This window comes from Actibacterium naphthalenivorans (genome assembly GCF_014196965.1).
Lineage (GTDB): Bacteria > Pseudomonadota > Alphaproteobacteria > Rhodobacterales > Rhodobacteraceae > Actibacterium_A > Actibacterium_A naphthalenivorans.
This window is the reverse complement of record NZ_JACIEQ010000001.1, coordinates 1,025,882-1,050,837: the sequence shown is the minus strand read 5'-3', so window position 1 is coordinate 1,050,837 and position 24,956 is coordinate 1,025,882. Positions and strand designations below refer to the sequence as shown.

General features: G+C 64.2%; 24 protein-coding genes, 1 tRNA gene and 1 pseudogene. 13 read left to right on the top strand and 13 right to left on the bottom strand.

Going from position 1 to position 24,956, the window contains the following annotated elements; genetic code table 11:
• Nucleotides 1-2: 2 nt before the first annotated feature.
• From GGR17_RS05145 to GGR17_RS05115, 7 genes are all read left to right on the top strand, one after another.
• Nucleotides 3-719, top strand: a complete 717-nt coding sequence (locus tag GGR17_RS05145) for an ATP12 family chaperone protein (RefSeq protein ID WP_054537823.1) — start codon at nt 3-5, stop codon at nt 717-719.
• Between the two features lie 227 nt (nt 720-946).
• The gene (locus tag GGR17_RS05140; protein ID WP_037209338.1) at nt 947-1,963 is read left to right on the top strand and encodes an amino acid ABC transporter substrate-binding protein; all 1,017 of its coding nucleotides are present in this window, start codon (nt 947-949) and stop codon (nt 1,961-1,963) included.
• Nucleotides 1,964-2,085: 122 nt separating this feature from the next.
• Nucleotides 2,086-3,342, top strand: coding sequence for an amino acid ABC transporter permease (locus GGR17_RS05135; protein ID WP_054537824.1), 1,257 nt, complete (start codon nt 2,086-2,088; stop codon nt 3,340-3,342).
• A gap of 1 nt (nt 3,343) precedes the next feature.
• On the top strand, nt 3,344-4,645 hold the full coding sequence (locus tag GGR17_RS05130) for an amino acid ABC transporter permease (RefSeq protein ID WP_054537825.1): 1,302 nt from the start codon (nt 3,344-3,346) through the stop codon (nt 4,643-4,645).
• A 12-nt stretch (nt 4,646-4,657) separates the two neighbouring features.
• Nucleotides 4,658-5,449 (top strand): amino acid ABC transporter ATP-binding protein, encoded by a 792-nt coding sequence (locus GGR17_RS05125; RefSeq protein ID WP_037209343.1) that lies wholly within the window; start codon nt 4,658-4,660, stop codon nt 5,447-5,449.
• A gap of 246 nt (nt 5,450-5,695) precedes the next feature.
• Nucleotides 5,696-6,064 carry a 2Fe-2S iron-sulfur cluster-binding protein gene (locus tag GGR17_RS05120; protein ID WP_054540284.1) on the top strand — a complete coding sequence of 123 codons (369 nt, stop codon included), beginning with the start codon at nt 5,696-5,698 and terminating at the stop codon, nt 6,062-6,064.
• 15 nt (nt 6,065-6,079) lie between these two features.
• Nucleotides 6,080-6,547: a ferritin-like domain-containing protein gene (locus GGR17_RS05115; RefSeq protein ID WP_054537826.1), complete on the top strand. Its 468-nt coding sequence runs from the start codon at nt 6,080-6,082 to the stop codon at nt 6,545-6,547.
• A 10-nt stretch (nt 6,548-6,557) separates the two neighbouring features.
• Here the strand turns inward: GGR17_RS05115 and GGR17_RS05110 are convergent, their stop codons facing one another.
• The 11 genes from GGR17_RS05110 to rpmH all read right to left on the bottom strand — a co-directional run bounded on the left by GGR17_RS05110 (nt 6,558) and on the right by rpmH (nt 15,301).
• Nucleotides 6,558-7,070: a SixA phosphatase family protein gene (locus GGR17_RS05110; RefSeq protein ID WP_054537827.1), complete on the bottom strand. Its 513-nt coding sequence runs from the start codon at nt 7,068-7,070 to the stop codon at nt 6,558-6,560.
• Nucleotides 7,067-7,720, bottom strand: coding sequence for a hypothetical protein (locus GGR17_RS05105; RefSeq protein ID WP_054537828.1), 654 nt, complete (start codon nt 7,718-7,720; stop codon nt 7,067-7,069). Before GGR17_RS05105 ends, GGR17_RS05110 begins: the two co-directional genes overlap by 4 nt.
• Nucleotides 7,721-7,724: 4 nt before the next feature.
• Nucleotides 7,725-8,594 (bottom strand): acetylglutamate kinase, encoded by an 870-nt coding sequence (argB, locus tag GGR17_RS05100; RefSeq protein WP_037209348.1) that lies wholly within the window; start codon nt 8,592-8,594, stop codon nt 7,725-7,727.
• Nucleotides 8,595-8,667: 73 nt separating this feature from the next.
• Nucleotides 8,668-9,318: a ribosome biogenesis GTP-binding protein YihA/YsxC gene (gene yihA / locus GGR17_RS05095; RefSeq protein WP_054537829.1), complete on the bottom strand. Its 651-nt coding sequence runs from the start codon at nt 9,316-9,318 to the stop codon at nt 8,668-8,670.
• Complete coding sequence (locus tag GGR17_RS05090) at nt 9,318-10,052, bottom strand: MOSC domain-containing protein (RefSeq protein ID WP_157445494.1); 735 nt, start codon at nt 10,050-10,052, stop codon at nt 9,318-9,320. The genes yihA and GGR17_RS05090 overlap by 1 nt, the downstream gene beginning before the upstream one ends.
• Nucleotides 10,052-11,857: a membrane protein insertase YidC gene (yidC, locus tag GGR17_RS05085; protein WP_054537831.1), complete on the bottom strand. Its 1,806-nt coding sequence runs from the start codon at nt 11,855-11,857 to the stop codon at nt 10,052-10,054. Before yidC ends, GGR17_RS05090 begins: the two co-directional genes overlap by 1 nt.
• A gap of 89 nt (nt 11,858-11,946) precedes the next feature.
• On the bottom strand, nt 11,947-13,476 hold the full coding sequence (locus GGR17_RS05080) for a bifunctional diguanylate cyclase/phosphodiesterase (protein ID WP_054540285.1): 1,530 nt from the start codon (nt 13,474-13,476) through the stop codon (nt 11,947-11,949).
• Between the two features lie 79 nt (nt 13,477-13,555).
• Nucleotides 13,556-14,425 carry a tRNA 2-thiocytidine(32) synthetase TtcA gene (gene ttcA / locus GGR17_RS05075; RefSeq protein WP_037210839.1) on the bottom strand — a complete coding sequence of 290 codons (870 nt, stop codon included), beginning with the start codon at nt 14,423-14,425 and terminating at the stop codon, nt 13,556-13,558.
• Nucleotides 14,426-14,484: 59 nt separating this feature from the next.
• Nucleotides 14,485-14,724 carry a membrane protein insertion efficiency factor YidD gene (yidD, locus tag GGR17_RS05070; RefSeq protein WP_054537832.1) on the bottom strand — a complete coding sequence of 80 codons (240 nt, stop codon included), beginning with the start codon at nt 14,722-14,724 and terminating at the stop codon, nt 14,485-14,487.
• Complete coding sequence (gene rnpA, locus GGR17_RS05065) at nt 14,721-15,143, bottom strand: ribonuclease P protein component (RefSeq protein WP_037210844.1); 423 nt, start codon at nt 15,141-15,143, stop codon at nt 14,721-14,723. The genes yidD and rnpA overlap by 4 nt, the downstream gene beginning before the upstream one ends.
• Before the next feature lie 23 nt (nt 15,144-15,166).
• Nucleotides 15,167-15,301 (bottom strand): 50S ribosomal protein L34, encoded by a 135-nt coding sequence (gene rpmH, locus GGR17_RS05060; protein ID WP_037210846.1) that lies wholly within the window; start codon nt 15,299-15,301, stop codon nt 15,167-15,169.
• A gap of 273 nt (nt 15,302-15,574) precedes the next feature.
• On the opposite strand from rpmH, the gene GGR17_RS05055 reads away from it, so the two are divergent.
• From GGR17_RS05055 to GGR17_RS05030, 6 genes and pseudogenes are all read left to right on the top strand, one after another.
• Nucleotides 15,575-16,321, top strand: coding sequence for a TVP38/TMEM64 family protein (locus GGR17_RS05055; protein WP_235974402.1), 747 nt, complete (start codon nt 15,575-15,577; stop codon nt 16,319-16,321).
• Nucleotide 16,322: 1 nt separating this feature from the next.
• Nucleotides 16,323-17,738 (top strand): dihydrolipoyl dehydrogenase family protein, encoded by a 1,416-nt coding sequence (locus GGR17_RS05050; RefSeq protein WP_054537833.1) that lies wholly within the window; start codon nt 16,323-16,325, stop codon nt 17,736-17,738.
• Nucleotides 17,739-17,758: 20 nt separating this feature from the next.
• On the top strand, nt 17,759-19,165 hold the full coding sequence (locus tag GGR17_RS05045; RefSeq protein WP_054537834.1) for a sensor histidine kinase: 1,407 nt from the start codon (nt 17,759-17,761) through the stop codon (nt 19,163-19,165).
• A 54-nt stretch (nt 19,166-19,219) separates the two neighbouring features.
• Nucleotides 19,220-19,296, top strand: a tRNA-Arg gene (locus GGR17_RS05040).
• Between the two features lie 126 nt (nt 19,297-19,422).
• Nucleotides 19,423-19,623: pseudogene (locus GGR17_RS20620) on the top strand (transposase); the annotation flags it as partial.
• A gap of 236 nt (nt 19,624-19,859) precedes the next feature.
• Complete coding sequence (locus tag GGR17_RS05030) at nt 19,860-20,822, top strand: IS110 family RNA-guided transposase (RefSeq protein WP_207642690.1); 963 nt, start codon at nt 19,860-19,862, stop codon at nt 20,820-20,822.
• A 243-nt stretch (nt 20,823-21,065) separates the two neighbouring features.
• On the opposite strand, the gene GGR17_RS05025 is transcribed toward GGR17_RS05030, so the two are convergent.
• Both GGR17_RS05025 and GGR17_RS05020 read right to left on the bottom strand, forming a co-directional pair.
• On the bottom strand, nt 21,066-21,437 hold the full coding sequence (locus GGR17_RS05025; RefSeq protein WP_054537836.1) for a response regulator: 372 nt from the start codon (nt 21,435-21,437) through the stop codon (nt 21,066-21,068).
• Between the two features lie 15 nt (nt 21,438-21,452).
• Nucleotides 21,453-24,950, bottom strand: a complete 3,498-nt coding sequence (locus GGR17_RS05020) for a CheR family methyltransferase (RefSeq protein ID WP_082386496.1) — start codon at nt 24,948-24,950, stop codon at nt 21,453-21,455.
• Nucleotides 24,951-24,956: the final 6 nt, after the last annotated feature.

Here is a 24,956-nt window from a genome sequence, read left to right as displayed (position 1 = left end):
CGATGAGTGAGTGGAAGCGGAAACGGTTCTGGAAGCAGGCCACCGAGACCGAGGCTGAGGGCGGGTTTTCCGTGCTGCTGGACGGGCGCCCGATCATGACCCCGGCCAAGGCCGCGCTGATCCTGCCGACCCGCCCCATGGCCCGCGCCGTGGCCGCCGAATGGAACGCGCAGGGCGATGAGATCGACCCGCGCGCCATGCCGGTGACCCAATCGGCCAATTCCGCGATCGACAAGGTGACGCCCCAGCGCGACGAGGTCGCTGCCCTGATTGCCGCCTATGGCGAGACCGATCTGCTGTGCTATCGCGCCGACGGGCCGGAAGGGCTGATTGCGCGGCAGGCCGAAGCCTGGGACCCGCTCTTGCAGCGCGCCGAGGCAGAGCTTGGCACCCCGCTTCTGGTTACCACCGGGATTATCCATCAAAGCCAGCCGGCCGAAAGCCTGAGCCGGTTCGCGGCGCTTGTCGCCGGGCAATCCGTTTTCGGGCTGACGGCGCTGCATGATCTGGTGGCGCTGTCGGGCTCTCTGATCATCGGGCTGGCCGCGATCCGGGGCTGGGATCTGCCCGAAAACCTCTGGCCCGTCTCGCGGATTGATGAGGCCTGGCAGGCCGAACATTGGGGTGTAGACGAGGAAGCCGCCGCGCTGGCCGAATCCAAGCGCGCGGCCTTTATGCAGGCGCACCGGTTTTTCACTTTGACACGTGCTGCGGCATAGGCGGCCAATTGCGCGGTGTACTGCACAGCGATTAATCAATCGGTAAAAAAACGGACCATAGAGGGTCGCTGTCCGGGCTTCCCCTACAGTACCCTTGACGGCATATGTTGATTTTGCCCAAACTTGCGGCGCTCCAGAGGCGAATTCCTATGCGGTTTCGCTTCGCCCTTAGGGGTTTGAATAAGCCTAAGCCATCCGCAGGGATGGATCATCAGGAAGAGGTAAACATGAATAAATCCGTATTTTTTGGCGCGCTGGCATTTGTCGGCCTGGCGGCCGGCGCTTCGGCCGCCGCGACGCTGGACGATGTCAAGGCTCGCGGCAAGCTGAACTGCGGCGTGAACACCGGGCTTGTCGGCTTTGCCGCGCCGGACGCGAACGGCGTGTGGGGCGGCTTCGACGTGGCCCTGTGCCGTGCGGTCGCCGCCGCCACGCTGGGCGATGCCTCCGCGATTGAATTCGTGCCGCTGACCGGCAAGACCCGCTTTACCGCGCTGGCCTCGGGTGAGATCGACATGCTGTCGCGGAACACCACCTGGACCTTCTCGCGCGATGTGGACCTGAAGTTCGAATTCGTCGGCGTGAACTATTATGACGGTCAGGGCTTCATGGTTCCCAAGGCGCTTGGCGTGTCTTCGGCCAAGGATCTGGACGGCGCGACCGTCTGCATCCAGACCGGCACCACCACCGAGCTGAACCTCGCCGATTTCTTCCGCGTCAACAACATCAGCTACGAGCCGGTTCCGATCGAAACCAACGCCGAAGCGCAGCAGCAGTATCTGGCCGGCGCATGTGACGTCTACACCACCGACGCATCCGGCCTGGCCGCCACCCGCGCCACGTTCGAAGCGCCGGGCGATCATGTTCTGCTGCCCGAGATCATTTCCAAAGAGCCGCTGGGCCCGCTTGTGCGCCACGGCGATTCCGAATGGGCTGACATCGTGCGCTGGTCGTTCAACGCGATGGTTTCGGCCGAAGAACTGGGCATCACCTCTGCCAATGTCGAAGAGATGGCGAGCGGCACCAACAACCCCGAGATCAACCGTATCCTGGGCACCGAGGGCAACCTGGGCGAGATGCTGGGCCTCGACGCGGAATGGGCCAAGCGCATCATTCTGTCGGTCGGCAACTATGGCGAAGTGTTCGAGAAGAACCTTGGCGAAGCCACTCCGATCGGCCTGGCGCGCGGCCTGAACGCGCAGTGGACCGATGGCGGCCTGCTGTACTCGCCGCCGTTCCGGTAAAAAATTCGAAGGGCGCGGTCATTCCGCGCCCTTCTCCTATCTACAGTATCCAAAAAAATCACCTGGGGCCGGAACGCGCAAAGAACGCGTCGGGGATCACCAGGGAAACGGGGAAAGCCTGAATGACCACATTATCCGACGCTCCGAAGGAGTCGTTTCGGCTGAGTATGCTGATATACGACTCCCGGTACCGGTCTTTGACGATCCAGTTCGTCGCGCTTCTCGGGTTCATGCTTGTCGTGGCCTGGCTGGTCAGCAACACGCTCCAGAACCTGGAAGCCTTGGGAAAGCCCATCGATTTCGGCTTTTTCAGCGAACCGGCAAGCTATGACATCAACCAGCGCCTGATCGACTACAACTCGCGCGATTCGCATCTGCGGGCGTCTTTCGTCGGGCTTCTGAACACGCTGCTGGTGGCGGTGATGGGCTGTGCGCTGGCCACCGTGATGGGCGTTGTCATCGGGGTGATGCGGCTTTCCAAGAACTGGATGCTGTCGCGGATCATGACAGTGTATGTCGAGCTGTTCCGGAACGTGCCCGTCCTGCTGTGGATCGTGTTCTTCATGGCGATCCTGATCGAGACTCTTCCCCCCCCGAACGCGTTCCGGGGGGAAACGCCCTCTGCGTCGATGTGGCTGTGGGATTCGATGGCCGTGACCAACCGGGGCATCTATATGCCCGAACCACTGTTCAGCCGCGGGCTGGGCGATGTGTCGTTCTTCGGGGCGTTCAACATCAGTCTGGAACTGATTGCGCTGGTGGTGGCGCTGATCGCGGGCTTCTGGGCCTCTGGCCGGATCAAGGCCCGCGCCGACCGCATTCAGGAAGCTACCGGCGACCGCCCGACAACATGGTATCTGCGCCTTGCCGTCGTGGTGCTGCCGTTCGCGGTAATCCTGATCCTGCTGGGCTTTCATCTTGGCTACCCCGCGCTCAAGGGCTTCAACTTTCAGGGCGGCATCCATATGCGCAATTCGCTGATCGCGCTGTGGCTGGCCCTGTCGTTCTACACCGCGGCTTTCATAGCGGAAAATGTGCGCGCCGGTATTCTGGCCGTATCCGGCGGCCAGACCGAGGCGGCAGAGGCCCTGGGCCTGCGTCCGAACCGGATCATGAGCCTTGTGGTGCTGCCGCAGGCGCTGCGGGTGATCATCCCGCCGCTGATCTCGCAATATCTGAACCTGACCAAGAACTCCTCGCTCGCCATCGCGGTGGGGTACATGGATATCACCGGCACGCTCGGCGGGATCACCATGAACCAGACCGGGCGCGAGCTGGAATGCGTGCTGCTGCTGATGCTCGTCTATCTGATCATCTCGCTGAGCATTTCGCTGGTGATGAACTGGTACAACAAACGCGTAAAGCTGGTGGAGCGGTAATATGGCAAATGTCTCGTATGTCCGTAAGACGATGCTGCCCGAAAAGGCGCCGCCGGTTACATCGTCGGGGGTTCTGGGCTGGATCCGGGAGAACCTGTTTTCCACCCCGCTGAATGTCATCCTGACGCTGCTCTCCGCGGGATTCGCGTTCTATGTTCTGGCGTCGATCCTGCCCTGGATTTTCCAGTCGAGCTGGACCGCCGGTTCGCTCGGCGAATGCCGCGAGGTGATCAAGGCGACCTATGGCCCCGACGCGCATGGCGCCTGCTGGGCCGTGATCCGGGAACGCTATCTGCAGCTTATCTTCGGCTTCTACCCGGCCGAGCTTTACTGGCGCCCGATCCTGGCCTTCGTGCTGGCGCTGGTGGCGCTGGCGCCGGTGCTGTTCAGCGGCCTTCCGCGCCAGATGATGCGGTTTTCGGCCGTTGCCCCGTTCCTCGTGCCGTGGCTGTTGTGGGGCGGTACGTTCTGGGTGCCACTGATGGTGATCGCCGGTATCGCCGTGGGCGTGATTGCCTATAACCTTCTGTCCAGAACCGTCGGAAGCCTGGCCGGAATCATCGCCGCAGGCGTGTTGCCGGTGCTGTGGTGGATCTTCGTCACCAGCCCGCTGGCGTCCGGGCTGCAATCGATCATCCCGCTGGGGATCGAGGCGATCCCGAGCCGCAGTTTCGGCGGCTTCCTGCTGTCGATCACCATCGGGCTTGTCGCCATCACTGCTTCGCTGCCCATCGGCATTGTGCTGGCGCTGGGGCGGCAATCCGATCTGCTGATCGTCAAGACCCTGTGCGTGGGCTTCATCGAGTTCATTCGCGGCGTGCCGCTGATCACCCTGCTGTTCGTGGCGTCGGTTCTGCTGAACTATTTCCTGCCGCCGGGCACGGATTTCGACATCATCGTGCGGGTCATGATCATGGTGACGCTGTTCGCATCGGCCTATATGGCCGAGGTGGTGCGGGGCGGGCTTGCCGCCCTTCCCAGCGGCCAGTACGAAGCCGCCGATGCGCTGGGGCTGGACTACTGGAAGTCGCAGCGGCTGATCATCATGCCGCAGGCGCTGAAGATCTCGATCCCCGGCATCGTCTCGACCTTCATCAGCGTGTTCAAGGATACCACGCTGGTGTCGATCATCGGCCTGCTTGATCCGCTGGGCCTGTCGAAAGCCATTCGGGCAGATGTGAACTGGAACGGCATCGTGTGGGAGCTTTACGGCTTCATCGCGTTCGTCTTCTTCATCTTCTGTTTTTCCATGTCCCGCTACTCGATGTATCTGGAGCGCAAGCTTCAGACAGGCCATCGCTAAAGGAGTGACGTAATGTCTGAACTTGCAGTCAGCCGCGAAGTCGATCGCAGCAAGATGACGATCTCGGATGAGGTTGCCATCCAGATTATCGAAATGAACAAATGGTACGGCACGTTCCACGTGCTGCGCGACATCAACCTGACCGTCAACCGGGGCGAGCGGATCGTCATCGCCGGCCCGTCCGGTTCCGGTAAATCCACGCTGATCCGCTGTATCAACCGGCTGGAGGAACATCAGGCCGGCAAGATCATCATCGACGGTACCGAACTGACCTCGGATCTGAAGAATATCGACAAGATCCGATCCGAGGTCGGGATGGTGTTCCAGCATTTCAACCTGTTCCCGCATCTGACGATTCTGGAAAACTGCACACTGGCGCCGATCTGGGTGCGCAAGGTGCCGAAGAAGGAAGCCGAGGAAACGGCGATGCATTTCCTTGAAAAGGTGAAGATCCCCGAGCAGGCGCTGAAATATCCCGGCCAGCTTTCGGGTGGTCAGCAACAGCGCGTGGCGATCGCCCGCAGCCTGTGCATGCGTCCGCGGATCATGCTGTTCGACGAGCCGACCTCGGCGCTTGATCCCGAGATGATCAAGGAGGTTCTCGATACCATGATCGAGCTTGCCGAAGAGGGCATGACCATGCTCTGCGTGACCCATGAGATGGGCTTTGCCCGTCAGGTGGCGAACCGGGTGATCTTTATGGATCAGGGCCAGATCGTGGAACAGAACGAACCCGAAGAGTTCTTCAACAACCCCAAATCCGATCGGACCAAGCTGTTCCTCAGCCAGATTCTGGGGCACTGAGACCGGGGCCTCTTACGATTTCTGTCGGCAATTCACGTATCTCTTGTCGAATTGCCGACAAAACTCTGCCCGCGCCGCGTGGCGACACTTCGCAAAACACTGAACCTGCTGCCTTTCGCATGGCTGGCCCGCTTTTTGCTTGTGGGTTGGGTGCCGGCCGCTTCCCGCGCCGGTCTTGACATGCAAGGCCCGAGGCGCGCGCAAGATCGCCGCGCCCCGGGCCGCGATCTGAAAGGCAGGTTTCCAATGGCAACTATCACGTTTTCTTCGCCCATCATGAAGAGAGACAAGACCGTCTACGCCGTCGCCGGCAACACGGACACGATTCTCGGCCTTGCCGAAGAGCACGGCATTCCCATCCCCTTCGAATGCCGTGATGGCAACTGCGGTTCCTGCCTGATCGAGGTGACCTATCTGGAGGACAAGCCGAAGATGGCCGTGGCCCTGACCGAAAAGGAAAAGGCGCGTCTGAAGGAGTTGAAGAAGGTCACCCAGAAAGAGATCACCGAGGCCGAGGTGAACGACCTGCCGCCGCACTACCGGCTGGCCTGCCAGTATATCGCCCGGCACGAAGACATCCGGATCACCTTTACCGGCGAGCCGGGCGGTGCCTGAGCCGGGGAGGGTGGCATGAAGAACGTCGAGGAATTCCTGGTCTATGCGATCCGGCTGGAGTTTGACGCGGCCCAGCGGTGCGACGAGCTGGCCGAGGTGATGGAGAGTTTCGACAACAAGGACTGCGCCAGACTGTTCCGTACCCTGGCGAAATTCGCGCGGCTTCATCTGGAAGATGCCAAGAACCGGGGTGGATTCCGCGACTTGCCCGATTGGCAGACCTATGATTTCAAATGGCCCGAGGGTGAAAGCCCCGAGGCCGCCGAGATCTGGGCCGCTGACCCGATGCTGGCCAAGGTTGATGCGCTGGAAAACGCGCTGCGCAGCGAAAAGCGCAGCCACGATTTCTACAAGCATATCCGTGACACCACCACAGACCCCGAGATTCGCGCGCTGGCCCGCGAGTTCGTCGAGGAAGAGGCGGAGCATGTGGCCATCCTCGAAGGCTGGCTGCGGGGCGAAGAGGTGCTGCCGGCGGCCTGATCGGGGAGGCCTATTCCGCTTCCTGCAACTCGCGCGGAACGATGAAATCCACCGCGCTGCCGGCGCCAAAGTCGATGTCGGCCCAGTCTCGCCCCTCGAATTCCGCGACAAGCGTGGCGCAGGTCGGGTAACGGGTGAAATCCCTGTGATCGGGCGGAGCGGCCAGCAGGCGCGCGGCAAATTCACCGATGCCGGGGTTGTGGCCCAGCATCAGAACCGGGCTGGCGGCGCAATGGCGCAGCACCTCGAGCATCTGTTCGGGCGCGGCGTGGTAAAGCGCGGGCTCGCGCCGCATCAGCGTGGTGTCGGGAAACAGGGGGGCCATCCGATCCCATGTCTCCAGCGTGCGGCGTGCGGTCGAGCTGACCACCTCGGCCGGGACATGGCCATGCTGGTTCAGCCAGGAGGCGATGGCCGGCGCGGCGCGCTGGCCGCGCTTGTTCAGCACACGGTCGTGATCATCCTGCAACGGGTCATCCCAGCTGGATTTTGCGTGGCGGACAAGGATCAGGCGCAGGGTCATGTGTGAAAAGCTGCCATGTGGAAAGCCGATTGTTCGGGCATCCTGCCATAGGTTTCGCTGACAGGACAGGCCCGCCGGACCGCGCAGCCCCGGGCCATGCAATCCTGCCCGGCGGGGCCGTCCAGAAAGGCATGGCAGGCGTTCAGATCATAGCCCTGATCGGTCAGGGCGCCAGCGGGGCAAGCGCTGCGGCAGGGTTGCCCGGCACATGTGTCACAGGGGCGGGGCGGCGGCGGGGGCAGCGCCAGGCGTCGCGGCAGGGCCAGCGCGCCGCGGTAGGATACGAACAGCCCCGCCACATCATGCACCAACAGCGAAACCGGCGAAGGCCAGGCCCGGCCCGACCGTTCTGCCCAGCGGATGAAAGGCTGGAACGGCGGCCCGCCGAAGGGAAACAGCGCGGTCGCGCCCAGTTCATCCGCCAAGGCGCCGATGACGCGTGTGGACCAACGGTCGAGCGGGTCGGGGGCGCCGTCGCCAAATTCCGGCGCGGCGCTGACGCGGGGCCAGAAGCCCGGCTCATCCGGCCCCAACAGAACCAGTGTCGCGCAGCCTGCGGGCGCGGCATCAGCCGGGCCGGGATGGAAGGCGCCGAAAATGTCCAGAGCCTCGGCCCGGACCCGTGTGCGAAGGGCGGCGAAACCCGGCACCTGCCTAGCGCGGCTGCCGGATCAGAGAGCCCGCGCCGTGTTCGGTGAACAGCTCCAGCAGGCAGGCGTTGGGCGCGCGCCCGTCCAGGATCACAACCGCGCGCACGCCGCCCTCGATCGCGGCCAGCGCGGTTTCGGTTTTCGGGATCATGCCGCCGGCAATCACGCCTTCCGTGGTCAAGGCGCGAATCTGGTCGGGCGTCAGCTCGGTCACCACCTCGCCGCTGGCATCCTTGACGCCGGCCACGTCGGTCAGCAGCAACAGCCGGTCGGCCTTCAGTGCGGCGGCGATGGCCCCGGCGGCGGTGTCGCCGTTGACGTTGTAGGTCTCGCCGTTGCGCCCGGCGCCAAGCGGCGCGACAACCGGGATCATCTCTGCCGTGAAAAGCTGGCGCAGCACGGCGGGGTTCATCTCGGACGGGGTGCCGACAAAGCCCAGATCGGGATCGGTCTGATCGCAGATCATCATGTTGGCATCCTTGCCCGACAGGCCCACGGCCTTGCCCCCCTGGCGGTTGATCGCCTGCACGATGCGCTTGTTCACAAGGCCGGAGAGCACCATTTCGACCACTTTCACAGTGGCCTCATCGGTGACGCGCTTGCCCTTCACGAAGTCAGACTTGATGTCCAGCTTGGCCAGCATCTCGTTGATCATCGGGCCGCCGCCATGCACGATCACGGGATAGACCCCGACCTGCTGCATCAGCACGATGTCGCGCGCAAAGCTTTCCATCGCCACGTCATCGCCCATGGCGTGGCCGCCGAACTTGATGACGACGACGGCCTCATCGTAGCGCTGCAGATAGGGAAGCGCTTCGGAAAGCGTCCGGGCGGTGGCGATCCAATCGCGGTTCATGGCGGTCTGCTTCTTCATGGGTCGGGTCCTTGGCTGCCCGTTGGTAAACCGGCACCGCCCGCGCGGCAAGGCCCCGCGGGCGCCGCGCGGGTTACTCCAGCGTGGCGATGATGGCGCGCAGCGTTTCGATCCCGTCGCCCTTTTCAGAGCTCGTCACGACGATCTCGGGGAAGGAGGCGGGGTGTTTCGACAGGGCACCGCGCACCTGGTTCAGCACGTTCTCAAGGTCTTTGGGCTTTACCTTGTCGGCCTTGGTCAGCACCGCCTGAAAGGTCACGGCCGATTGGTCGAGCAGGGTCAGAATCTCTTCGTCCACCGCCTTTACCCCGTGGCGCGCGTCGATCAGAACGAAGGCGCGGCGCAGGGTCTGGCGGCCGGAAAGATAGGCTTTCAGCAGGCGTTGCCATTTCTGGACGACGGGCAGCGGCGCCTCGGCATAGCCATAGCCGGGCAGATCGACCAGATAGTGGCTGTCGCCCAGTGTGAAGAAGTTGATTTCCTGGGTCCGCCCGGGCGTGTTGGACGCGCGCGCCAGCGCCTTGCGCCCGGTCAGCGCGTTGATCAGGCTGGACTTTCCGACGTTGGAACGCCCGGCGAAGCAAACCTCGAGCCGGTCGGCGGGCGGCAGCCCGTCCATCGCGACGACGCCTTTCAGAAACTCGGTCTCTCCGGCGAACAGCAGGCGGCCACGTTCGGCGGTGGCGGCATCGGGGGCGTCGGCGACGGGGAAGGGAAGCTGCATCACAATACCTCTACCGGGTCGTTCACGGCAATTCGCCCGCCTGTCACAACCCTTGCGTTAACGCCGAAATCGCGGTGGCCCCAGGCATCCTGCAGCACCCGCAGGGTGGGGGCATCGCGCAGGCCGGTTACGGGGCTGGCCTCGGTGGCGCGGCAGCGCTCGATCCGCTCGACCACCTCAAGCTCGGCGGTGCCGATGCGCAGGGTCCGGCCGATCCAGTCGAACTCCGCCCAGGGGGCGGGCCCGTCAAGCCACAGGTTGCCACGAAACCGGCGTGGATCGAGCGGCTGGCCGATCTCCTGCGAAAACGCCCGCAGCGACGCCAGGCTCATCAGCGAGACCGAGGCGAAGGGCGCATCCGTCATCCCCTGCTCGGGCGCACGCACCAGCCGCGTCGGCGCGGGCCGGTCCGCAGGGCAGAGCGGGGCGATCCACGCGACCAGCTGCGCCCCGTCATTGTCGGGGTCGATGGTGATCTCGGGCCGCTCGGGGTGGCTGAACGTGATCCGCGCGCCCGACATGCGCGCAGACACCGCCATCAGCCGGGGCGCGGCGGCGCATTGCGCAAAGTTGCGGCGCGGCTGCCATTGGCCGGTATCGCCGGTATCGCCCGTCAGCACCGCCCATGCCCTGTCCAGCGGCAGGGGGCGCGCCGGGCAGAGCGTGGTGGCCGCGATCTCTTCCTGGCCGATACCCTTGACCGGATGGCGCCGGATATGCGCCAGCCGCGCCATCACTTGGCGTCCGGTTTGGGTTTCTTGCGGAAGGTCGACTTGATGTTGCCGAACACGTCAGGCTTGTAGCCCTGGCTGCGCATGATCAGGTATTGCTGGGTGAAGGTGATCGTGTTGTTCGCGATCCAGTAAAGCACCAGCCCGCTGGCGAACCGGCCCAGCATGAACATGAAGATCCAGGGCATCCAGCCGAAAATCATCGCCTGCGCCGGGTCGGTCGGGGCCGGGTTCAGCTTTTGCTGCAGCCACATCGACAGGCCCAGAAGGATGGGCAGAATGCCGATCGACGCGATGGCCAGAATGGAATTCGCATCCGGCGCCGCATAGGGCAGCAGGCCGAACAGGTTGAAGATCGAGGTCGGATCGGGCGCGGAAAGGTCGCGGATCCAGCCGAGCCAGGGGGCGTGACGCAGCTCGATCGTGACGAAGATCACCTTGTAGAGCGAGAAGAAGATCGGGATCTGCAAAAGGATCGGCAGGCAGCCCGACGCGGGGTTCACCTTTTCCTTCTTGTAGAGCGCCATCATCTCTTGCTGCAGCTTCTGGCGATCGTCGCCGGCGCGTTCCTTCAGCTTCTCCATCTCGGGCTGAAGCTCTTTCATCTTCGCCATCGAGACGTAGGATTTATACGCCAGCGGGAACAGCAGCGCCTTCAGCAGGAAGGTCAGCGCGATGATCGACCAGCCCATGTTGCCGATGAACCCGTTCAGGAAATGCAGAACCGCGAAAATCGGCTTGGTGAGGAAGAAGAACCAGCCCCAGTCGATCGAATCGACGAAACGGAAGATGCCCGTGTCATTCTGATAGTGGCGGATTTCTTCCCATTCCTTGGCGCCGGCAAAGAGCATCGTGTCGGCCTGTGCGGTCGCGCCCGGCGCGACGGTCATCACCGGCAGGCGCGATTCGACCTGATAGATATCGGCCTGGGCCACGTATTTCGCGACAGAGGTGAAGGGCTGGCCGGGCGCCGGGATCAGCGTGGTCATCCAGTATTTGTCGGTGAAGCCGACCCAGCCGTTTTCCTGCACCTCGGTCACCTCGGCGCGGGCGCCTTCACGCTCGACGAAATCCATGTCGGGCATCTTGCCGTATCCGATCTCTTCCAACGAAGTATCGTTCTGGCGCACGACGCCCTCGTGCAGGATGAAGAATTTCTTCGTCTCCGGCTCACCATGGCGGGCGACGATGCCATAGGGCGCCAGGCGAATGGGGGCGCCGGTGTTGTTTTCCACGCTCTGGGTGATGCTGAACATGAAATTGTCATCCACGGCGATCACGCGGGTGAAGGTGAGGCCGGCACCATTGTCCCAGCGCAGGGTGATCGGGCTGTCGGGTGTCAGCGTGTCGCCCTGCGCGAGCGTCCAGCGCGTTTGCGGGCCGGGCACGGCGGCGCTGTCCAGATCTCCGGCGGGGGCCCAGCCGTAGAGCGCGTAATAGGGGCGGGCGGTGCCGACCGGCGAGAGCAATGCGACCTTCGGCGAGGTCTTGTCGAGGGTTTCGTGGTAATCGCTGAGCGACAGCGTGTCGATCCGCCCGCCCAGAAGCGAGATCGAGCCCGACAGGCGCGCGGTGTCGATCGTGACGCGAGGGGCATCGGCGGCGGCGGGAGCCGTGGCGGCGGGCACCGGGGTGGGGGTGCCGGAGACAGAGGCCGGCGGCACGGGCGCGATGCCCGGCGCGGTGGCGGTTACCTGATCGGCGGGCGCCGGGCTTTGCTGTTCCGGCGGGAACAGAAGGAACCAGCCCACGATCACCAGAAAGCTGAGCGCGGTTGCGAGGATGAGGTTTTTGTTCTGATCGTCCATTCTTGGCCGCCATCTGTCCTTGGAAAGGTGATGGAGGTTCAACAGAACGCCGCCCCGAAGGTCAAGCGGTTTTCCCACCGCACCCGGGCTTAGCCCGCCTGCCGCCCAAGGCTGGCGGCCTGTTCCAGCTTTTCCTGATGTTTCAGCATCCAGGCAATGGTGTCTTCGAAGGGAATCGGACGGGCAATGCCGAAGCCCTGCACATGGCGGCAACCAAGCTGGGCCAGCATCGCATGTTCACCCACGGTTTCGACGCCCTCGGCCAGCGTGTCCAGGCCCAGCCCCTCGGCCATGGTCAGGATGGCCGCGACCATATCCTGCTGTTCACGGTCCTGGTCGACGCGGGTCACGAAGGAGCGGTCGATCTTCAGCCGGCCCACGGCGAAGCGCCGCACCGAGGCGATAGAGGCGTGGCCGGTGCCGAAATCATCCAGATCAATCCCGCATCCCAGTGCCGACAGGGCGGAAATATTGCGCGATATCATATCGTCCCCGGCATCCGAGACGACGCTTTCCAGCACCTCGATCGTCAGCCGTTCCGCGGTCAGGCCGAACCGGTCCAGCTCCCACCGGATCTTGTCGACCAGCCGCGGGTTGCGCAGCTCTTCGCCCGAGAAGTTCACCCCCACCGCCGGCACATGCACGCCGGCCTTGTCCCAGGAGCGCACCGCGGAAAGGGCGTTGAACAGCATCTCTTCGCTCAGCCGTTCCGACAGGCCGGCACGGGCGATGGCGCCAAGAAAATCCGATGGGGGAATCGGGCCACGCTCGCGCTGCGGCCAGCGCGCCAGCGCCTCGAACCCGGTGACCGCGCCGGTATCGGTCGAAATCTGCGGCTGGAACCATGCGACGATCTGGCCGCTCTCCAGGGCGGCGGATACCTCATCGGCCAGGTCGTGGCGCAGGTCTGCCGCCACCTGCATTTCGGCGGAAAACGCGCGGATGGCGCCCGGCCCGCTTTGTCGTGCGGTGCGCATCGCGGTTTCGGCGGCGGCCAGCATCGCGGCGCCATCGGCGGCGGGGCTGCGGCTGGCAAGGCAGAACCCGACCGAACTGGACAGATGCGCCGCGGTCGCATCGATGCTGATCGGCTCGCGCACCACATCCTGAAGCCGCCCGGCGATCTGCAGCAGCGTTTCCAGATCGGCGCGGCGGACCGGGCCGAGGGCAATGGCAAAACGTCCCTCGCCCAGGCGGGCCACGATATCGGAGCCGCGCAGCGCCCCGGCCAGCCGGTCGGCGACCCGCCCCATGGCAAGCTCCGCCGCCGGTGTGCCGAAGCGTTCGCCCAATCCATCCAGCCCCTCGACCGCGACCACCAGGCAGGCGGTGGTCAGGCCGCGGTCAGATGGGTTTTTCAGCGTCTTGTCCAGCAGCGCGACCACGGTTTCACGTGCAGCCCCTTGGCCCGCCGCAGGCTCGCCCCGCGCCGCGGGCGCGCCGAAGAGCGAATAGAGCAGGGGAAACATCAGAGCCGCCACCAGAAGCGCCTGTTCGCCGCCGATCCAATAGGCCGCCAGCGTGATCGCGGGCAGAAAAGCCATGCTTTGCGGCGGGCCAAACAGCGCGGCCCCGGCAGCGCGGGCGCGGTGCGGCACGAAACCAGAAAACCGAGACATCGGCGAAGCGTCCTCTTGCGGCGTGACCTTTTGGATCACCACTTGCCGCTCAGGCTAGGGCCGGTCTCTGTTCGGGAGATTAATCGAGCCGGGGAATCTGATGAGAATTTTCATCAACTTCGGCGCTTCCCCGCACCAGCCCGGCGAAGTCGAACAGTTTCGGGTCCAGCAGGTGCGAGGGGCGGGCGTTCATCAGCGCACGGAACATCACCTGGCGGCGGCCGGGGCTGTTGGCCTCCCACCCGTCCAGGATCGCCTTGACCTGCTGGCGCTGCAATCCGTCCTGGCTGCCGCACAGATCGCAGGGGATGATGGGATAGTTCATCGCCGTGGCGAAGCGTTCGCAATCAGCCTCGGCCACATGGGCGAGCGGGCGATAGACGAACAGGTCGCCCTCTTCGTTCACCAGCTTGGGCGGCATGGTGGCCAGCCGCCCGCCGTGAAAGAGATTCATGAAGAAGGTTTCGAGAATATCGTCGCGGTGATGGCCCAGCACCACCGCCGAACACCCTTCTTCGCGGGCGATACGGTAGAGGTTTCCGCGCCTCAGCCGCGAACACAGGGCGCAGAAGGTGCGGCCTTGGGGCACCTTGTCCATCACGACCGAATAGGTGTCCTGATACTCGATCCGGTGCGGCACCTGCATCTTTTCCAGAAACTCCGGCAGCACGGTGGCCGGAAACCCCGGCTGGCCCTGATCGAGGTTGCAGGCCAGCAGATCGACCGGCAACAGTCCGCGCCACTGCAGCTCATGCAGGGCGGCCAGCAATGTATAGCTGTCCTTGCCGCCTGACAGGCATACCAGCCAGCGCGCGCCGCGTTCGATCATGCCATATTGCTCGATCGCCTCGCGCGTATAGCGCACGATGCGTTTGCGGAGCTTCTTGAACTCCGTCGTCGAGGGCGCGCCGTGGAACAGCGGGTGGATGTCATCAAGATCGTCGAGCATGAATCCGGCTTTAGTGGAGTTGCGGATTTCGGGCAAGGGGGCCGGTGGCGCGCCGCGCTTCAGCCCTTGTCTGCGTCCTGCTCCGGCACCGGGTCATAGCCATCGCCGCCGAACGGGTGGCACCGCCCGATGCGGCGCAGCACCAGCCAGCCGCCCCGGATCGCGCCGTGCTTTTCCAGCGCCTCCAGCGCATAGGCCGAGCAGGTCGGCTGATAGCGGCAGCTCTTGCCGACCCAGGGGCTGAGAATCAGCCGGTAGGCGCGCACCGGAAGCGACAGGAGCCAGGCAAGCGGGGTCATGTGGGGTTCCCGTGGATTTTCTGCAACGCGCGTTTCAGGTCGCGTTCCATGTCCAGATAGGGATGGCTGGCCGTGGTTTCAGCGCGGCCGATCAGCACATAGTCCCAGCCGGGCTGCCCGTCCGTGGGCAGAACGGCGCGGGCGATGGCGCGCAGGCGGCGCTTGGCGCGGTTGCGCGCCACCGCGTTGCCGACCTTTTTGGAACAGGTATAGCCGATGCGGATCGCGCCGCTTTCGCCCTCTCCGGGGGCACGTTTGCGGGCCTGAAGGACGAACCCTTTGCTGGCCTGCCGTTTCGCCCGTGCCGCGCGCAGGAAATCGGCGCGTTTGGTCAGGGTCGTCAGACAAACGGAAACCGCCGGGGGCCTTGTCGTGGCGTCCGGCCTGGTGCCTGCCACGTCTGCCTCCGGCGGTGTCATGTCGAAATGCCTTCCGGCAGGTCTCAGGCGCTGAGCGACTTCCGGCCCTTCGCACGGCGTGCGTTCAGGATCTTGCGGCCGGCCTTGGTGGCCATGCGCGCACGGAAGCCGTGGCGGCGGCTGCGAACAAGGTTGCTCGGTTGAAAAGTGCGTTTCATCGCTTTGGCTCCGTCAGGACAGGCCCAAACCCCGTATGGATTCGAAGGCCGTTTACGTTCGAAGCCCGTCCTTTAGGGGCTGCGCGCGCGTAAGTCAATTCGCAGTATGCGGGTTTTGTGCAACATTTCCGGGCGGCCTGCGCCCGCATGTTACAAAGGCCGGGAAATACGCCCCGATCCTGCAACATTGGATCACCCGTGATCAAGGCACCGTGAAAGGGCTGTCGCACGGGGCGGTGCCGCCGCATGTTAGGGCAAAGCCGAGGACATCAGATGGACAAGCCCCCGATGAGCGATGCGACCCAGCCCCGAAAATCCGCGACCCTGCGCCGCCTGCCGCTGATCGCGGTCGTCGTGGTGGCGGTGATCGGGGCGTTCACGCTGCGTGACTATCTGTCGTTTCAGGCGCTGGCCGAAAACCATGAGGCGCTGATGGCCTTTCGCGATGCGCATTACCTGTGGACGGCGCTGGGTTTCATGGCGTTTTACGTGGTGATCGTGGCGTTCTCGCTTCCGGGGGCGACGATCGCCACGCTGACCGGCGGGTTCCTGTTCGGGCTGGTCCCCGGCGTCCTGTTCAACGTCACGGCGGCCACGATCGGGGCCACCGGCATTTTCATGGCCGCGCGCTGGGGCATGGGCGAAAGGCTGGCCGCGAAGATGGAGGCCAGCGGCGGGCTGATCAGGCAGTTGAAGGCGGCGATCCGCGAAAACGAGCTTTCGGTGCTGTTCCTGATCCGGCTTGTGCCGGCGGTTCCGTTTTTCGTGGCCAATATCATCCCGGCGCTGGTGGGGGTGTCGGTTGCCCGGTTCGTTGTCACGACCTTTTTCGGCATCATACCGGGCGGCGTGGTCTTCACCTGGGTCGGCGCCGGGCTGGGAGAGGTGTTCGCGCGGGGCGAGACCCCGGATCTGGGCATCATATTCGAGCCGCATATCCTGGGCCCGATTCTGGGCCTGTGCATGTTGGCGGCGCTGCCGATGCTGGTGAAAGCGCTGCGCCGAATGGGAGGGTTGTAAGATGGAACGGATCGAAACCGATCTATGCGTCATCGGTGCCGGGTCCGCCGGGCTGTCTCTGGCGGCGGGGGCGGTGCAGATGGGCGCGCGGGTGGTGCTTGTCGAGGGGCACAAGATGGGCGGCGATTGCCTGAACTATGGCTGCGTGCCGTCCAAGGCGCTGCTGGCGGCGGGGGCGCGGGCGCAGGCGGTGCGCGATGTGGCCTTCGGCGTCACCGCAGCCGCGCCGCAGGTGGATTACGCCGCCGCGAAGGATCATGTGGCCCGCGTGATCGCCACCATCGCCCCGCATGACAGTGTAGAGCGGTTCGAGGGGCTGGGGGTGACGGTGATCCGCGCCTACGGGGCTTTCACCTCGGGCCGCGAGCTTCAGGCGGGGGACACGCTGATTTCGGCGCGACGCTTCGTGATCGCCACGGGCTCGTCGCCCTTCGTGCCGCCGATCCCCGGCATCGAGGATGTGCCCTGTTTCACCAATGAAACCATTTTCGATCTGCGCGAGAAGCCGGAGCATCTGATCATCATCGGCGGCGGGCCCATCGGCATGGAGATGGCGCAGGCGCATCTGCGGCTGGGCTGCGCGGTGACGGTGATCGAAGGCGCGAAGGCGCTGGGCAAGGACGACCCGGAACTGGCGGCGGTGGTGCTGGAACAGCTGCGGGCCGAGGGGGCGGAGATTGTCGAGGGCCAGCAGGCCGCGAAGATTTCGGGCGGGGCGGGGAACATATCCGTCGAAACCGGGGGTGGCGCGGTTTACACCGGCACGCATCTGCTGATGGCGGTGGGGCGCAAGGCCAATACCGATCGGCTGAACCTTGCGGCGGCGGGGGTCGAGGTGACGAAGGCGGGTGTCAAGGTCGGGCCGGATCTGCGCAGCACCAACCGGCGCATCTATGCGATCGGCGATGTGGCGGGGGGGATGCAGTTCACCCATGTGGCGGGGTATCACGCCGGTGTGGTCATCCGGTCGATCCTTCTGGGGCTGCCGTCGAAGGCGCGCACCGATCACATTCCCCGCGTGACCTATACCGACCCGGAACTGGCGCAGGTCGGCCTGACCGAGGCAGAGGCACGCGCGGCGCATGGCGAGAAGCTCAGCGTGGTGCGGTTCGATTACAGCGGCAATGACCGTGCCATTGCCACCGGCAAGACCACCGGCCTGATCAAGGTGATGGTGGTGAAGGGGCGCCCGGTGGGGGCCTCGATCGTGGGGGCGGAGGCGGGCGAGCTGATCGGGATCTGGGCGCTGGCCATCGCCAACGGGCTGAAAATGAGTGCCGTTACCAACATGGTGGCCCCTTATCCGACCCTGGGGGAGGTTAACAAGCGGGCCGCGGGTGCCTATTTTTCTCCGAAGTTGTTTGATAATCCCTGGGTCAAGCGGGCGGTGGGCCTCGTCCAGAAGGTTCTGCCCTGATCCGCCGTCAGAGGCTGCGCATGTTCCTGAAATCACTTTCCGGCCGGTTCCTGATGCTGACGGTGGCTTTCGTCATGCTGGCCGAAGTGCTGATCTTTGTGCCCTCGATCGCCCGGTTCCGCGAAGATTACCTTTTGTCGCATCTTGAACGGGCGCAGATCGCCTCGCTGGCGCTGCTGGCGGGGGAAGACATGATCGACGACGCGCTGGAGCAGGAGCTTTTGCGCAACGCCGGGGTCTTCAACGTGGTGCTGCGCCGCGACCAGGCGCGGCAACTCGTGCTGTCTTCGCCCATGCCGGGCGAAATCGCGGAAAGCTTTGATCTGCGCGCCGACAGTTCGCTCGATCTGATGCGCGATGCTGTGCTGCGCCTGCTGGACCCGCAGGACAGGGTGATCCGCGTGATCGGCCAGCCGGTGCAGGATGCCGGGCTGCTGATCGAGGTCACCATGGCCTCGGGGCCGCTGCGCATGGCGATGATCGACTACGGGTTGCGCATTCTTGCCCTCTCGGCGGTGATTTCGGTGATCACGGCCTCGCTGCTGTTCTTCGCGGTGCGCCGCATTCTGGTGATGCCAATCCGCAGGTTGGTGGACGCGATCCAGAGCTACGCCGGCGCGCCGGAGGACAACCGGCGGATCATCGAGCCCAGCTCGCAGGTGTCGGAACTGCGCGAGGCCGAGATTGCCCTGCAATCGATGGAGCACCAGCTGACCTCGGCCCTGCGCCAGAAAGAGCGGTTGGCCCAGCTTGGCGGGGCGGTGGCCAAGATCAGCCACGATCTGCGGAATATCCTGACCACCGCCCAGCTTTTCGCGGACAGGATGGAAAACAGCCAGGACCCGGCCGTCAAGCGCGCCGCGCCCAAGATCGTCGGCTCGATCTCGCGCGCCGTGAACCTGTGCGAAACGACGCTGGCCTTCGGCAAGGCCGAAGAGCCGCCTCCGGCGCTGAACCGCATCTTTCTGGCCGCCATCGTCAACGATGTGGTCGACAGCGAGCGGCTGGCGGCCGGCGACCACGACATCAGCTTCAGCGAGGATGTGCCGGCGGGGCTGGTGCTGCGGGCGGATGGCGAACAGTTGTTCCGGGTCTTGTCCAACCTGATCCGCAACGCGCGGCAGGCCATCGTGGCCAGCGGCCGCACCGGCGAGATCAACATCCGTGCCGACGAGGATCTGCATGAATGGACGATCCAGGTCGCCGACACCGGCCCCGGCCTGCCGCCCAAGGCGCGGGACCATCTGTTTCAGCCGTTCCAGGGCGGCACGCGCAAGGGCGGCACCGGGCTCGGCCTTGCGATTTCCGCCGAACTGATCCGCGGGCACGGCGGGCGGCTGGCCCTCGAACGGTCCGACGGGGAAGGGACGGTGTTTGTGATCCACCTGCCCAAGGGTGTGGCGATACATGAGGCGGCAGCGGAATGATTTCTGATTTCGCTCTTGCAAACCCCGCGGAGCGCCGCTAAATCACGCCTCCACGCGCTGGTAGCTCAGTTGGATAGAGTACTTGACTACGAATCAAGGGGTCGGGGGTTCGAATCCTCCCCAGCGCGCCAATTTACCAGTGTGGGATTTCAGGCAAAGCTGACTTTCATGTCAGTTGCCTTGGCGGCGAAGTCGCCGGAAACCATGGCCTTCATCGCCTCCTCCATCATCCGGGCCCACCAACACGCAGCCGGCAGAAAAAAGGCGGCGCGGATCACGCCATCGGTCGCTCTCGTGGCGGACTGAGTACCAAGATCAACGCGGTCGTGGATGAGGTGGGCCTGCCGATCCGGCTGACACTCCGCCCCGGCCAGGCCAGTGACAAAGCCGCCGCGCCTGAGCTGATTGACAGTTTCACGCGCACGGCCCATGTCGTGGCCGACCGCGGCTATGATGCGATGGCCCTGGTCGAGCGGATCGAGGCCGGGACTGAACACCTTATGTGTCTCGGCCCTGCTATAAATGCCCCGTCACCGATCCCGGCCAGGACCGGCGACGGGGTGGGATTCAGCGCTGAACATCTTGTGGCCTGACCACGTTTTCTAGCAGGCTGATCCCGCCTCTCCTCACCGTCTCGAACAGTTGACGGCGGCCCGCTGTGCGGGACCGCGAAGCATAAGGAAGAGAGAGTGACATGATAGCAGCAACGACTGTGGTCGGGATAGATGTGTCCCGCGACTGGCTGGACGGGTTTTGCGTTCCCGGCGAGCAAAGGTTCCGGTTGGCGAACTCGGTCGAGGGTCACGACCAGCTGATCGCGGCGATCCGGGAGATGCCCGGTGCGGTCAAGACCGGCTTCGAGGCGACAGGGGGTCAGGAATGGGTACTCTGGGCCAGGCTCGTCGCGGAAGGGATCGAGGCAACGCAACTGCCCCCGGCACAGATCAAGGCCTTTGCCCTTTCCCGGGGGACAAGGGCGAAGACAGACCGGATCGATGCCGAACTCATCGCCCGGTTCATGCTGTCCCGACCAGAAGCAGGGCGAATGCTGCCGAGCGAGAACCTGCGTATTCTCAGAGCCTTGACGACACGGAGGGCCCAGATCGTCGACATGCGCAAGCGGCTGTTGGCGCAGATCGCCGCGCGCAAAAAGCAAGACGTCCCCGCCGGGGTCGAGGGCATGGACGAGGATCTCAAGGCCATGCTGGATACCCAGGTTGGTGACCTTGAACGCCGGATCGAATGCGCCATCGCGCAGGAGGAGACTTCTGCTGCTAAGGCAAGGCTCCTGCGATCCATCCCCGGCATCGGTCCGGTCTCTGCGGCCATGTTGATTGCGGAAATGCCGGAGCTCGGCCGGATGACCGCCGGCGAGGCCGCCGCCATGACCGGCCTCGCGCCAGTGCCTCACGACAGCGGAACGATGCGCGGCAAGCGCACGATCGCCGGAGGACGGCGGGCGCTGCGCCATGTGCTGTTCCAGGCCGCACTCGCTGCCGCCTGTCACAACCCGGTTCTGAAGCCAGTCGCACAGCGCCTCAAGACACGTGGCAAACCACACAAACTTGTCATCATCGCCATCGCCCGCAGGCTCGTCACCATCGCAAACGCCATCCTCAAAGCCGGAACCCCATGGCGGTCCCAACCCGTCCCGTAGACACAGTTGCTAGGCGAAGGCGTCGGTGCAACGGTCATGGCGAACAAGGCGGCAAGTGCCGCCCATCCGGTCATGATGCCAGACGCCAGCATTGGTGCTCCTCGGCCCGCGACGCGACTGGAACCGACCATCCCGAAAAATCGGGACTCGGGAAAAACGTCGCTTCAAGACCACAAGTACCGCAGAGGCAGAATATTCCGAAACAGGCGGCTGATGTACAGCCTGTGGTGGTCGGTGGAGCGATCAAGCCAGCATCGAGCGCAGCGCCTCCATCAGCTCGTTTTCGTCGATCGGTTTCTTGACGAATGGCACGTTCTGATAGCTGAAATCGCACATCATGGTCGTGTATCCGCTTGTCACGACGAAAGGGATGCCGCTCTGGTGAAGGGCATCCGCCACGGGTTGTGAGGACTGCCCGCGCAGGTTGAGATCCAGCGTGGCAACATCAGGCCTGAGATCCGCGACCGCCTGGAGGGCTTTCTGGACGCTCGGAACGATACCGACCACCTCTAGACCCTTTTCCTCGAGCAGGTTCTGCAGGTCGATGGCAAGGAGGATCTCATCCTCCACGATCAGAATTCGACGCCCTCTGAGTGCGTCAGGAGTGATCGGCACTGCGGCATCTTCCTTTCATGCCAATGGAAATTCTAGTCTCATGGTCAAACCGTCCGGCGCAAGGTTATGTTCCACCGTGCCGTCAAGTTCGTAGCTTCCCGCCTGTTCGATCAGCTTCATTCCGAATCCCGACGACGCGCTCGCCGCCACCCTGGGGCCGTCCCTTTCCCGCCAGATCAGGAACGCCCGCCTGTCGTTGTCCGCTCCGCCGATTTTCCAGGTGACTTGCAGCCTGCCTTCTTCGTTTGAAAGGGCGCCGTACTTGGCGGCGTTGGTGCCGAGTTCGTGCAGAACCAGCGCCAGGGACAAGGCCTGTCGGGGCGACAGCGCGACTGATGGCCCGTCAAGATCCAGCCGGCCGTCGCCCGGGCGCCCGTAGACCGAAAGCGTCGCCTCTGCCAGCCTGCCCAGGTCCGCGACCTTCCAGTCCGTCTCGAGCAACTGATCGTGGGCATGGGCCAGGGCGCGGATCCGGCCGACAAGCTGATCCCTGTAATCCTCGACCGTTCGTCCCTCGGTGGAGGGTTGCCGGGCAAGGGCCTGAACCACGGCCAGCGTGTTTTTCACCCGGTGGCTGAGCTCGTGTTTCAGCATTTCCTGATGGGTTTCCGCGCGCTTCCGGTCGCTGATATCGCGGAACAGGATACCCAGTTTCCGTTCGTTAACCGTACCGACGGGGAAGATATAAGCCTCGAAGTACCGGCCAAGCGCCCGCGCCGGGGCTTCAAAACGCTCCGCTTCGCGAGTCATCGAGATGCGGCCGAGAGTTTCGTACCAGTCCTGCTCCAGATCGGGAACGATCTCTCTCGCCGTCTTGCCGACCGGCGCATCCAGCCCGGTCTGCCGGTGAAAGGCCTCGTTGACCTCGAGGAACCGGCAGTCCGTGACGGTGTCCGTCCCGTCGAAGAGAACTTCGAGAACGCTGAACGCCTCGTCAATCGAGTTGAAGAGATCCTGGTACTCCTGCTGACTCGACTGAAGCCGCCGTTCGGTTTCCCGCCGTGACGTCACGTCGATGAAACTGAGGACGACGCCCTCGATCCGGTCCTCCACCGTCCGGTAGGGCCTGAGCCGCATCATGAACCACCGGCCGTCCTGGCTCTGCACTTCGGCCTCGACCATGGTCAGGTCGCGCAGCACGCGCCGCGCCTCGTCCTCGATTCCGTCATGGCGCAGGCGGTGCGTGAAGTCGGTGATGTTCCGTCCGACGTCCATGTCGGTGATGTTGAAAAGATCTGCCGTCGGCGGGGTGAACATCCGGATCCGGAGCTTGGAGTCGAGAAACAGCGTGCCGATCTCGGTCGCCATGGTGAGGTTGCGCAGGTCGCTGTGCGCGGTCGAGATGTTATCGAGCTTGCTCTTCAGCTCGGCATTCACCGTCTGAAGCTCCTCGTTCATCGACTGAAGCTCTTCCTTCGACGTCTCCAGTTCTTCCGACGTGGAGCGATATTCCTCGTTGATGGATTGCAGTTCCTCGTTCGCCGCCCGCAAATCCTCGATCGCCGTTTCATGTTCGGCCCGGCTGACGACCAGGGCCTCCTGCGCCGCCTCCAGCTCACTTATCAGGCCTCGCATGTCGTCGCTGTCCGAGGCCAACCTCTCTTCCGCGGTGGTGTCGTCCGAAAGCGCGGGGCCCGCGTCCAGGAACAGGACGAGTCCGCGGGCGGGACGGGAATCCGTCGACGGCACACGCGAGATCTGCATCGCGACGCGCCGGCGGTCTCCGTCGATGTCTATGGGAACAGGATGTGTCAAAAGGCCCGACTTGCCCAGGAACGCCCGGTCCAGTCCGACCTTGAGGTCAAGCCGCAGTTCGGGGCGCACGACATCTGAAAGCTTGCTCGAGAAAGAGCCGGCAGGGTGCAGGATGAACCGTCCGACATTGGGCGACAAGTGCAGGATCTGACCGCTTTCGTCGACCAGCACGCTTGGCGGTGCGTTTGTTTCGAGCGCGCGGGCATGTGTTTCCGCCGGGACCGGCTGCCGCGACTGCGCGGCGTCCACCGGGCGTCCGCCTGGCCGGTATACGTCTTCGGTGGATACGTGCGGCAGCGCGGGCATCTGCCGCCGTCCCGTGGCTTTCGCCCGGAAGATGCGCGCTTCCCGGTCGATGATGGCAAAGAATCTCGTCGCCGGATCCGCCGATTCAGCCGATCCCAGGAACAGGCATCCATTCGATTTCAGCCCGTAGTGGAACAGGTTCAGCAGCTGTTCCTGCAGGGCGCGTTCCAGGTAAATCAGCAGGTTACGGCAGACGATAAGGTCCAGCCGCATGAACGGCGGATCCTTCAGGACGCTGTGAGAGGCGAACAGCACGATGCCCCGCACCTCCTTGCGCACCCGGTAGTGCGTGCGCTCGTCCACGAAGAACCGGCTCAGCCGCTCCTCCGAGACGTCAGCCGCGATCGACTTGGGATACCGGCCTTCGCGCGCGGTCCCTAGGGCACCTTCATCGAGGTCGCTGGCGAAGATCTGGATCTGCGGGCAGACCTTGAGCTTTTCGGCCTCCTCCAGCAGGATGATCGCGAGGCTGTAGGCTTCTTCCCCTGTCGCGCAGCCCACTGACCAGACGCGCACATCCTGCTGCAGGCTGCCGGCGTCCTCGACCAGCGGGGAAAGTACCTTCGTCGTCAAGCACTTGAAATGGTCCTCATCCCGGAAGAACTGCGTGACCGAGATCAGCAGGTCGCCGAAAAGCTCCTGCGCCTCTTCGGGTGCGGTCCTCACGTATTCGCCGTATTCCCTGAGATCGGTGATCCGGCACACCTGCATCCGGCGCAGGACGCGCCGCATCACGGTGGCCCGCTTGTAACTTGAGAAGTCATGCCCGGTCCGGGCACGAAGGAAGGCAACGATCCTGCGCAGGTCGTTGGATGCGCTGTCCTGGTCCAAGGATCGCACCGCTTCTTTGCTTCTGGCAACCTCCGAGATCCGCTCGGCGAGGGTGCTGAGGGGCGCGATGAAACTGACAACTCCTGTCGCGATCGCGTTCTGCGGCATCGCGCTGAATTCGGCCTCCGACGGTTCCTGCGCGAAGACGACGCCGCCGGCCTCCTGTATGGCCCGGACGCCGGAGGATCCGTCATCGCCTGCGCCGCTCAGGATCACCGCCATGCCGTCGCCACGGGCCGAGGCGACAGACCGGAAGAACACGTCGACCGGCGCACGCCGGCCGCGCGGTTCCGTGAAATCGCGGGCATGAACGTTGTCACCTTCGATCACCAGTTCCTCGTCCGGGGCGATGACGTAGACGTGGTTTGCGCAGAGTTCTGGCGTGTCGTTGACCTGGTGCACCGGCATTCCCGTGCACCCGCCAATGATCTGGGCAAGAACGCTCGGATGCTCCGGGGACAGATGGACGATAATGACGTAGGCCAGCCCGAGATCCTCGGGCAATTGGCTGAAAAGGTGTCGAAGAGCTTTGACGCCTCCGGCCGAGGCTCCAATGGCGCAGATTGGGATATTGCTGCTGATGGCAGCTGAGGTGGGCGGCGGGTTTTCCGGGGCGCTCATGTATTC

What these genes read in the sequence shown, in the direction of transcription:
- GGR17_RS05055 (WP_235974402.1), top strand. Translation starts at nt 15,575, where the DNA reads ATGGACAAGCCCCCGATGAGCGATGCGACCCAGCCCCGAAAATCCGCG.
- GGR17_RS05145 (WP_054537823.1), top strand. Translation starts at nt 3, where the DNA reads ATGAGTGAGTGGAAGCGGAAACGGTTCTGGAAGCAGGCCACCGAGACC.
- GGR17_RS05080 (WP_054540285.1), bottom strand. Translation starts at nt 13,476, where the DNA reads ATGTCTCGGTTTTCTGGTTTCGTGCCGCACCGCGCCCGCGCTGCCGGG.
- GGR17_RS05110 (WP_054537827.1), bottom strand. Translation starts at nt 7,070, where the DNA reads ATGACCCTGCGCCTGATCCTTGTCCGCCACGCAAAATCCAGCTGGGAT.
- GGR17_RS05020 (WP_082386496.1), bottom strand. Translation starts at nt 24,950, where the DNA reads ATGAGCGCCCCGGAAAACCCGCCGCCCACCTCAGCTGCCATCAGCAGC.
- GGR17_RS05115 (WP_054537826.1), top strand. Translation starts at nt 6,080, where the DNA reads ATGAAGAACGTCGAGGAATTCCTGGTCTATGCGATCCGGCTGGAGTTT.
- GGR17_RS05120 (WP_054540284.1), top strand. Translation starts at nt 5,696, where the DNA reads ATGGCAACTATCACGTTTTCTTCGCCCATCATGAAGAGAGACAAGACC.
- GGR17_RS05045 (WP_054537834.1), top strand. Translation starts at nt 17,759, where the DNA reads ATGTTCCTGAAATCACTTTCCGGCCGGTTCCTGATGCTGACGGTGGCT.
- GGR17_RS05050 (WP_054537833.1), top strand. Translation starts at nt 16,323, where the DNA reads ATGGAACGGATCGAAACCGATCTATGCGTCATCGGTGCCGGGTCCGCC.
- yidD (WP_054537832.1), bottom strand. Translation starts at nt 14,724, where the DNA reads ATGACCCCGCTTGCCTGGCTCCTGTCGCTTCCGGTGCGCGCCTACCGG.
- GGR17_RS05030 (WP_207642690.1), top strand. Translation starts at nt 19,860, where the DNA reads ATGATAGCAGCAACGACTGTGGTCGGGATAGATGTGTCCCGCGACTGG.
- yidC (WP_054537831.1), bottom strand. Translation starts at nt 11,857, where the DNA reads ATGGACGATCAGAACAAAAACCTCATCCTCGCAACCGCGCTCAGCTTT.
- ttcA (WP_037210839.1), bottom strand. Translation starts at nt 14,425, where the DNA reads ATGCTCGACGATCTTGATGACATCCACCCGCTGTTCCACGGCGCGCCC.
- GGR17_RS05140 (WP_037209338.1), top strand. Translation starts at nt 947, where the DNA reads ATGAATAAATCCGTATTTTTTGGCGCGCTGGCATTTGTCGGCCTGGCG.
- argB (WP_037209348.1), bottom strand. Translation starts at nt 8,594, where the DNA reads ATGAAGAAGCAGACCGCCATGAACCGCGATTGGATCGCCACCGCCCGG.
- GGR17_RS05130 (WP_054537825.1), top strand. Translation starts at nt 3,344, where the DNA reads ATGGCAAATGTCTCGTATGTCCGTAAGACGATGCTGCCCGAAAAGGCG.
- rpmH (WP_037210846.1), bottom strand. Translation starts at nt 15,301, where the DNA reads ATGAAACGCACTTTTCAACCGAGCAACCTTGTTCGCAGCCGCCGCCAC.
- GGR17_RS05090 (WP_157445494.1), bottom strand. Translation starts at nt 10,052, where the DNA reads ATGGCGCGGCTGGCGCATATCCGGCGCCATCCGGTCAAGGGTATCGGC.
- rnpA (WP_037210844.1), bottom strand. Translation starts at nt 15,143, where the DNA reads ATGACACCGCCGGAGGCAGACGTGGCAGGCACCAGGCCGGACGCCACG.
- yihA (WP_054537829.1), bottom strand. Translation starts at nt 9,318, where the DNA reads ATGCAGCTTCCCTTCCCCGTCGCCGACGCCCCCGATGCCGCCACCGCC.
- GGR17_RS05125 (WP_037209343.1), top strand. Translation starts at nt 4,658, where the DNA reads ATGTCTGAACTTGCAGTCAGCCGCGAAGTCGATCGCAGCAAGATGACG.
- GGR17_RS05135 (WP_054537824.1), top strand. Translation starts at nt 2,086, where the DNA reads ATGACCACATTATCCGACGCTCCGAAGGAGTCGTTTCGGCTGAGTATG.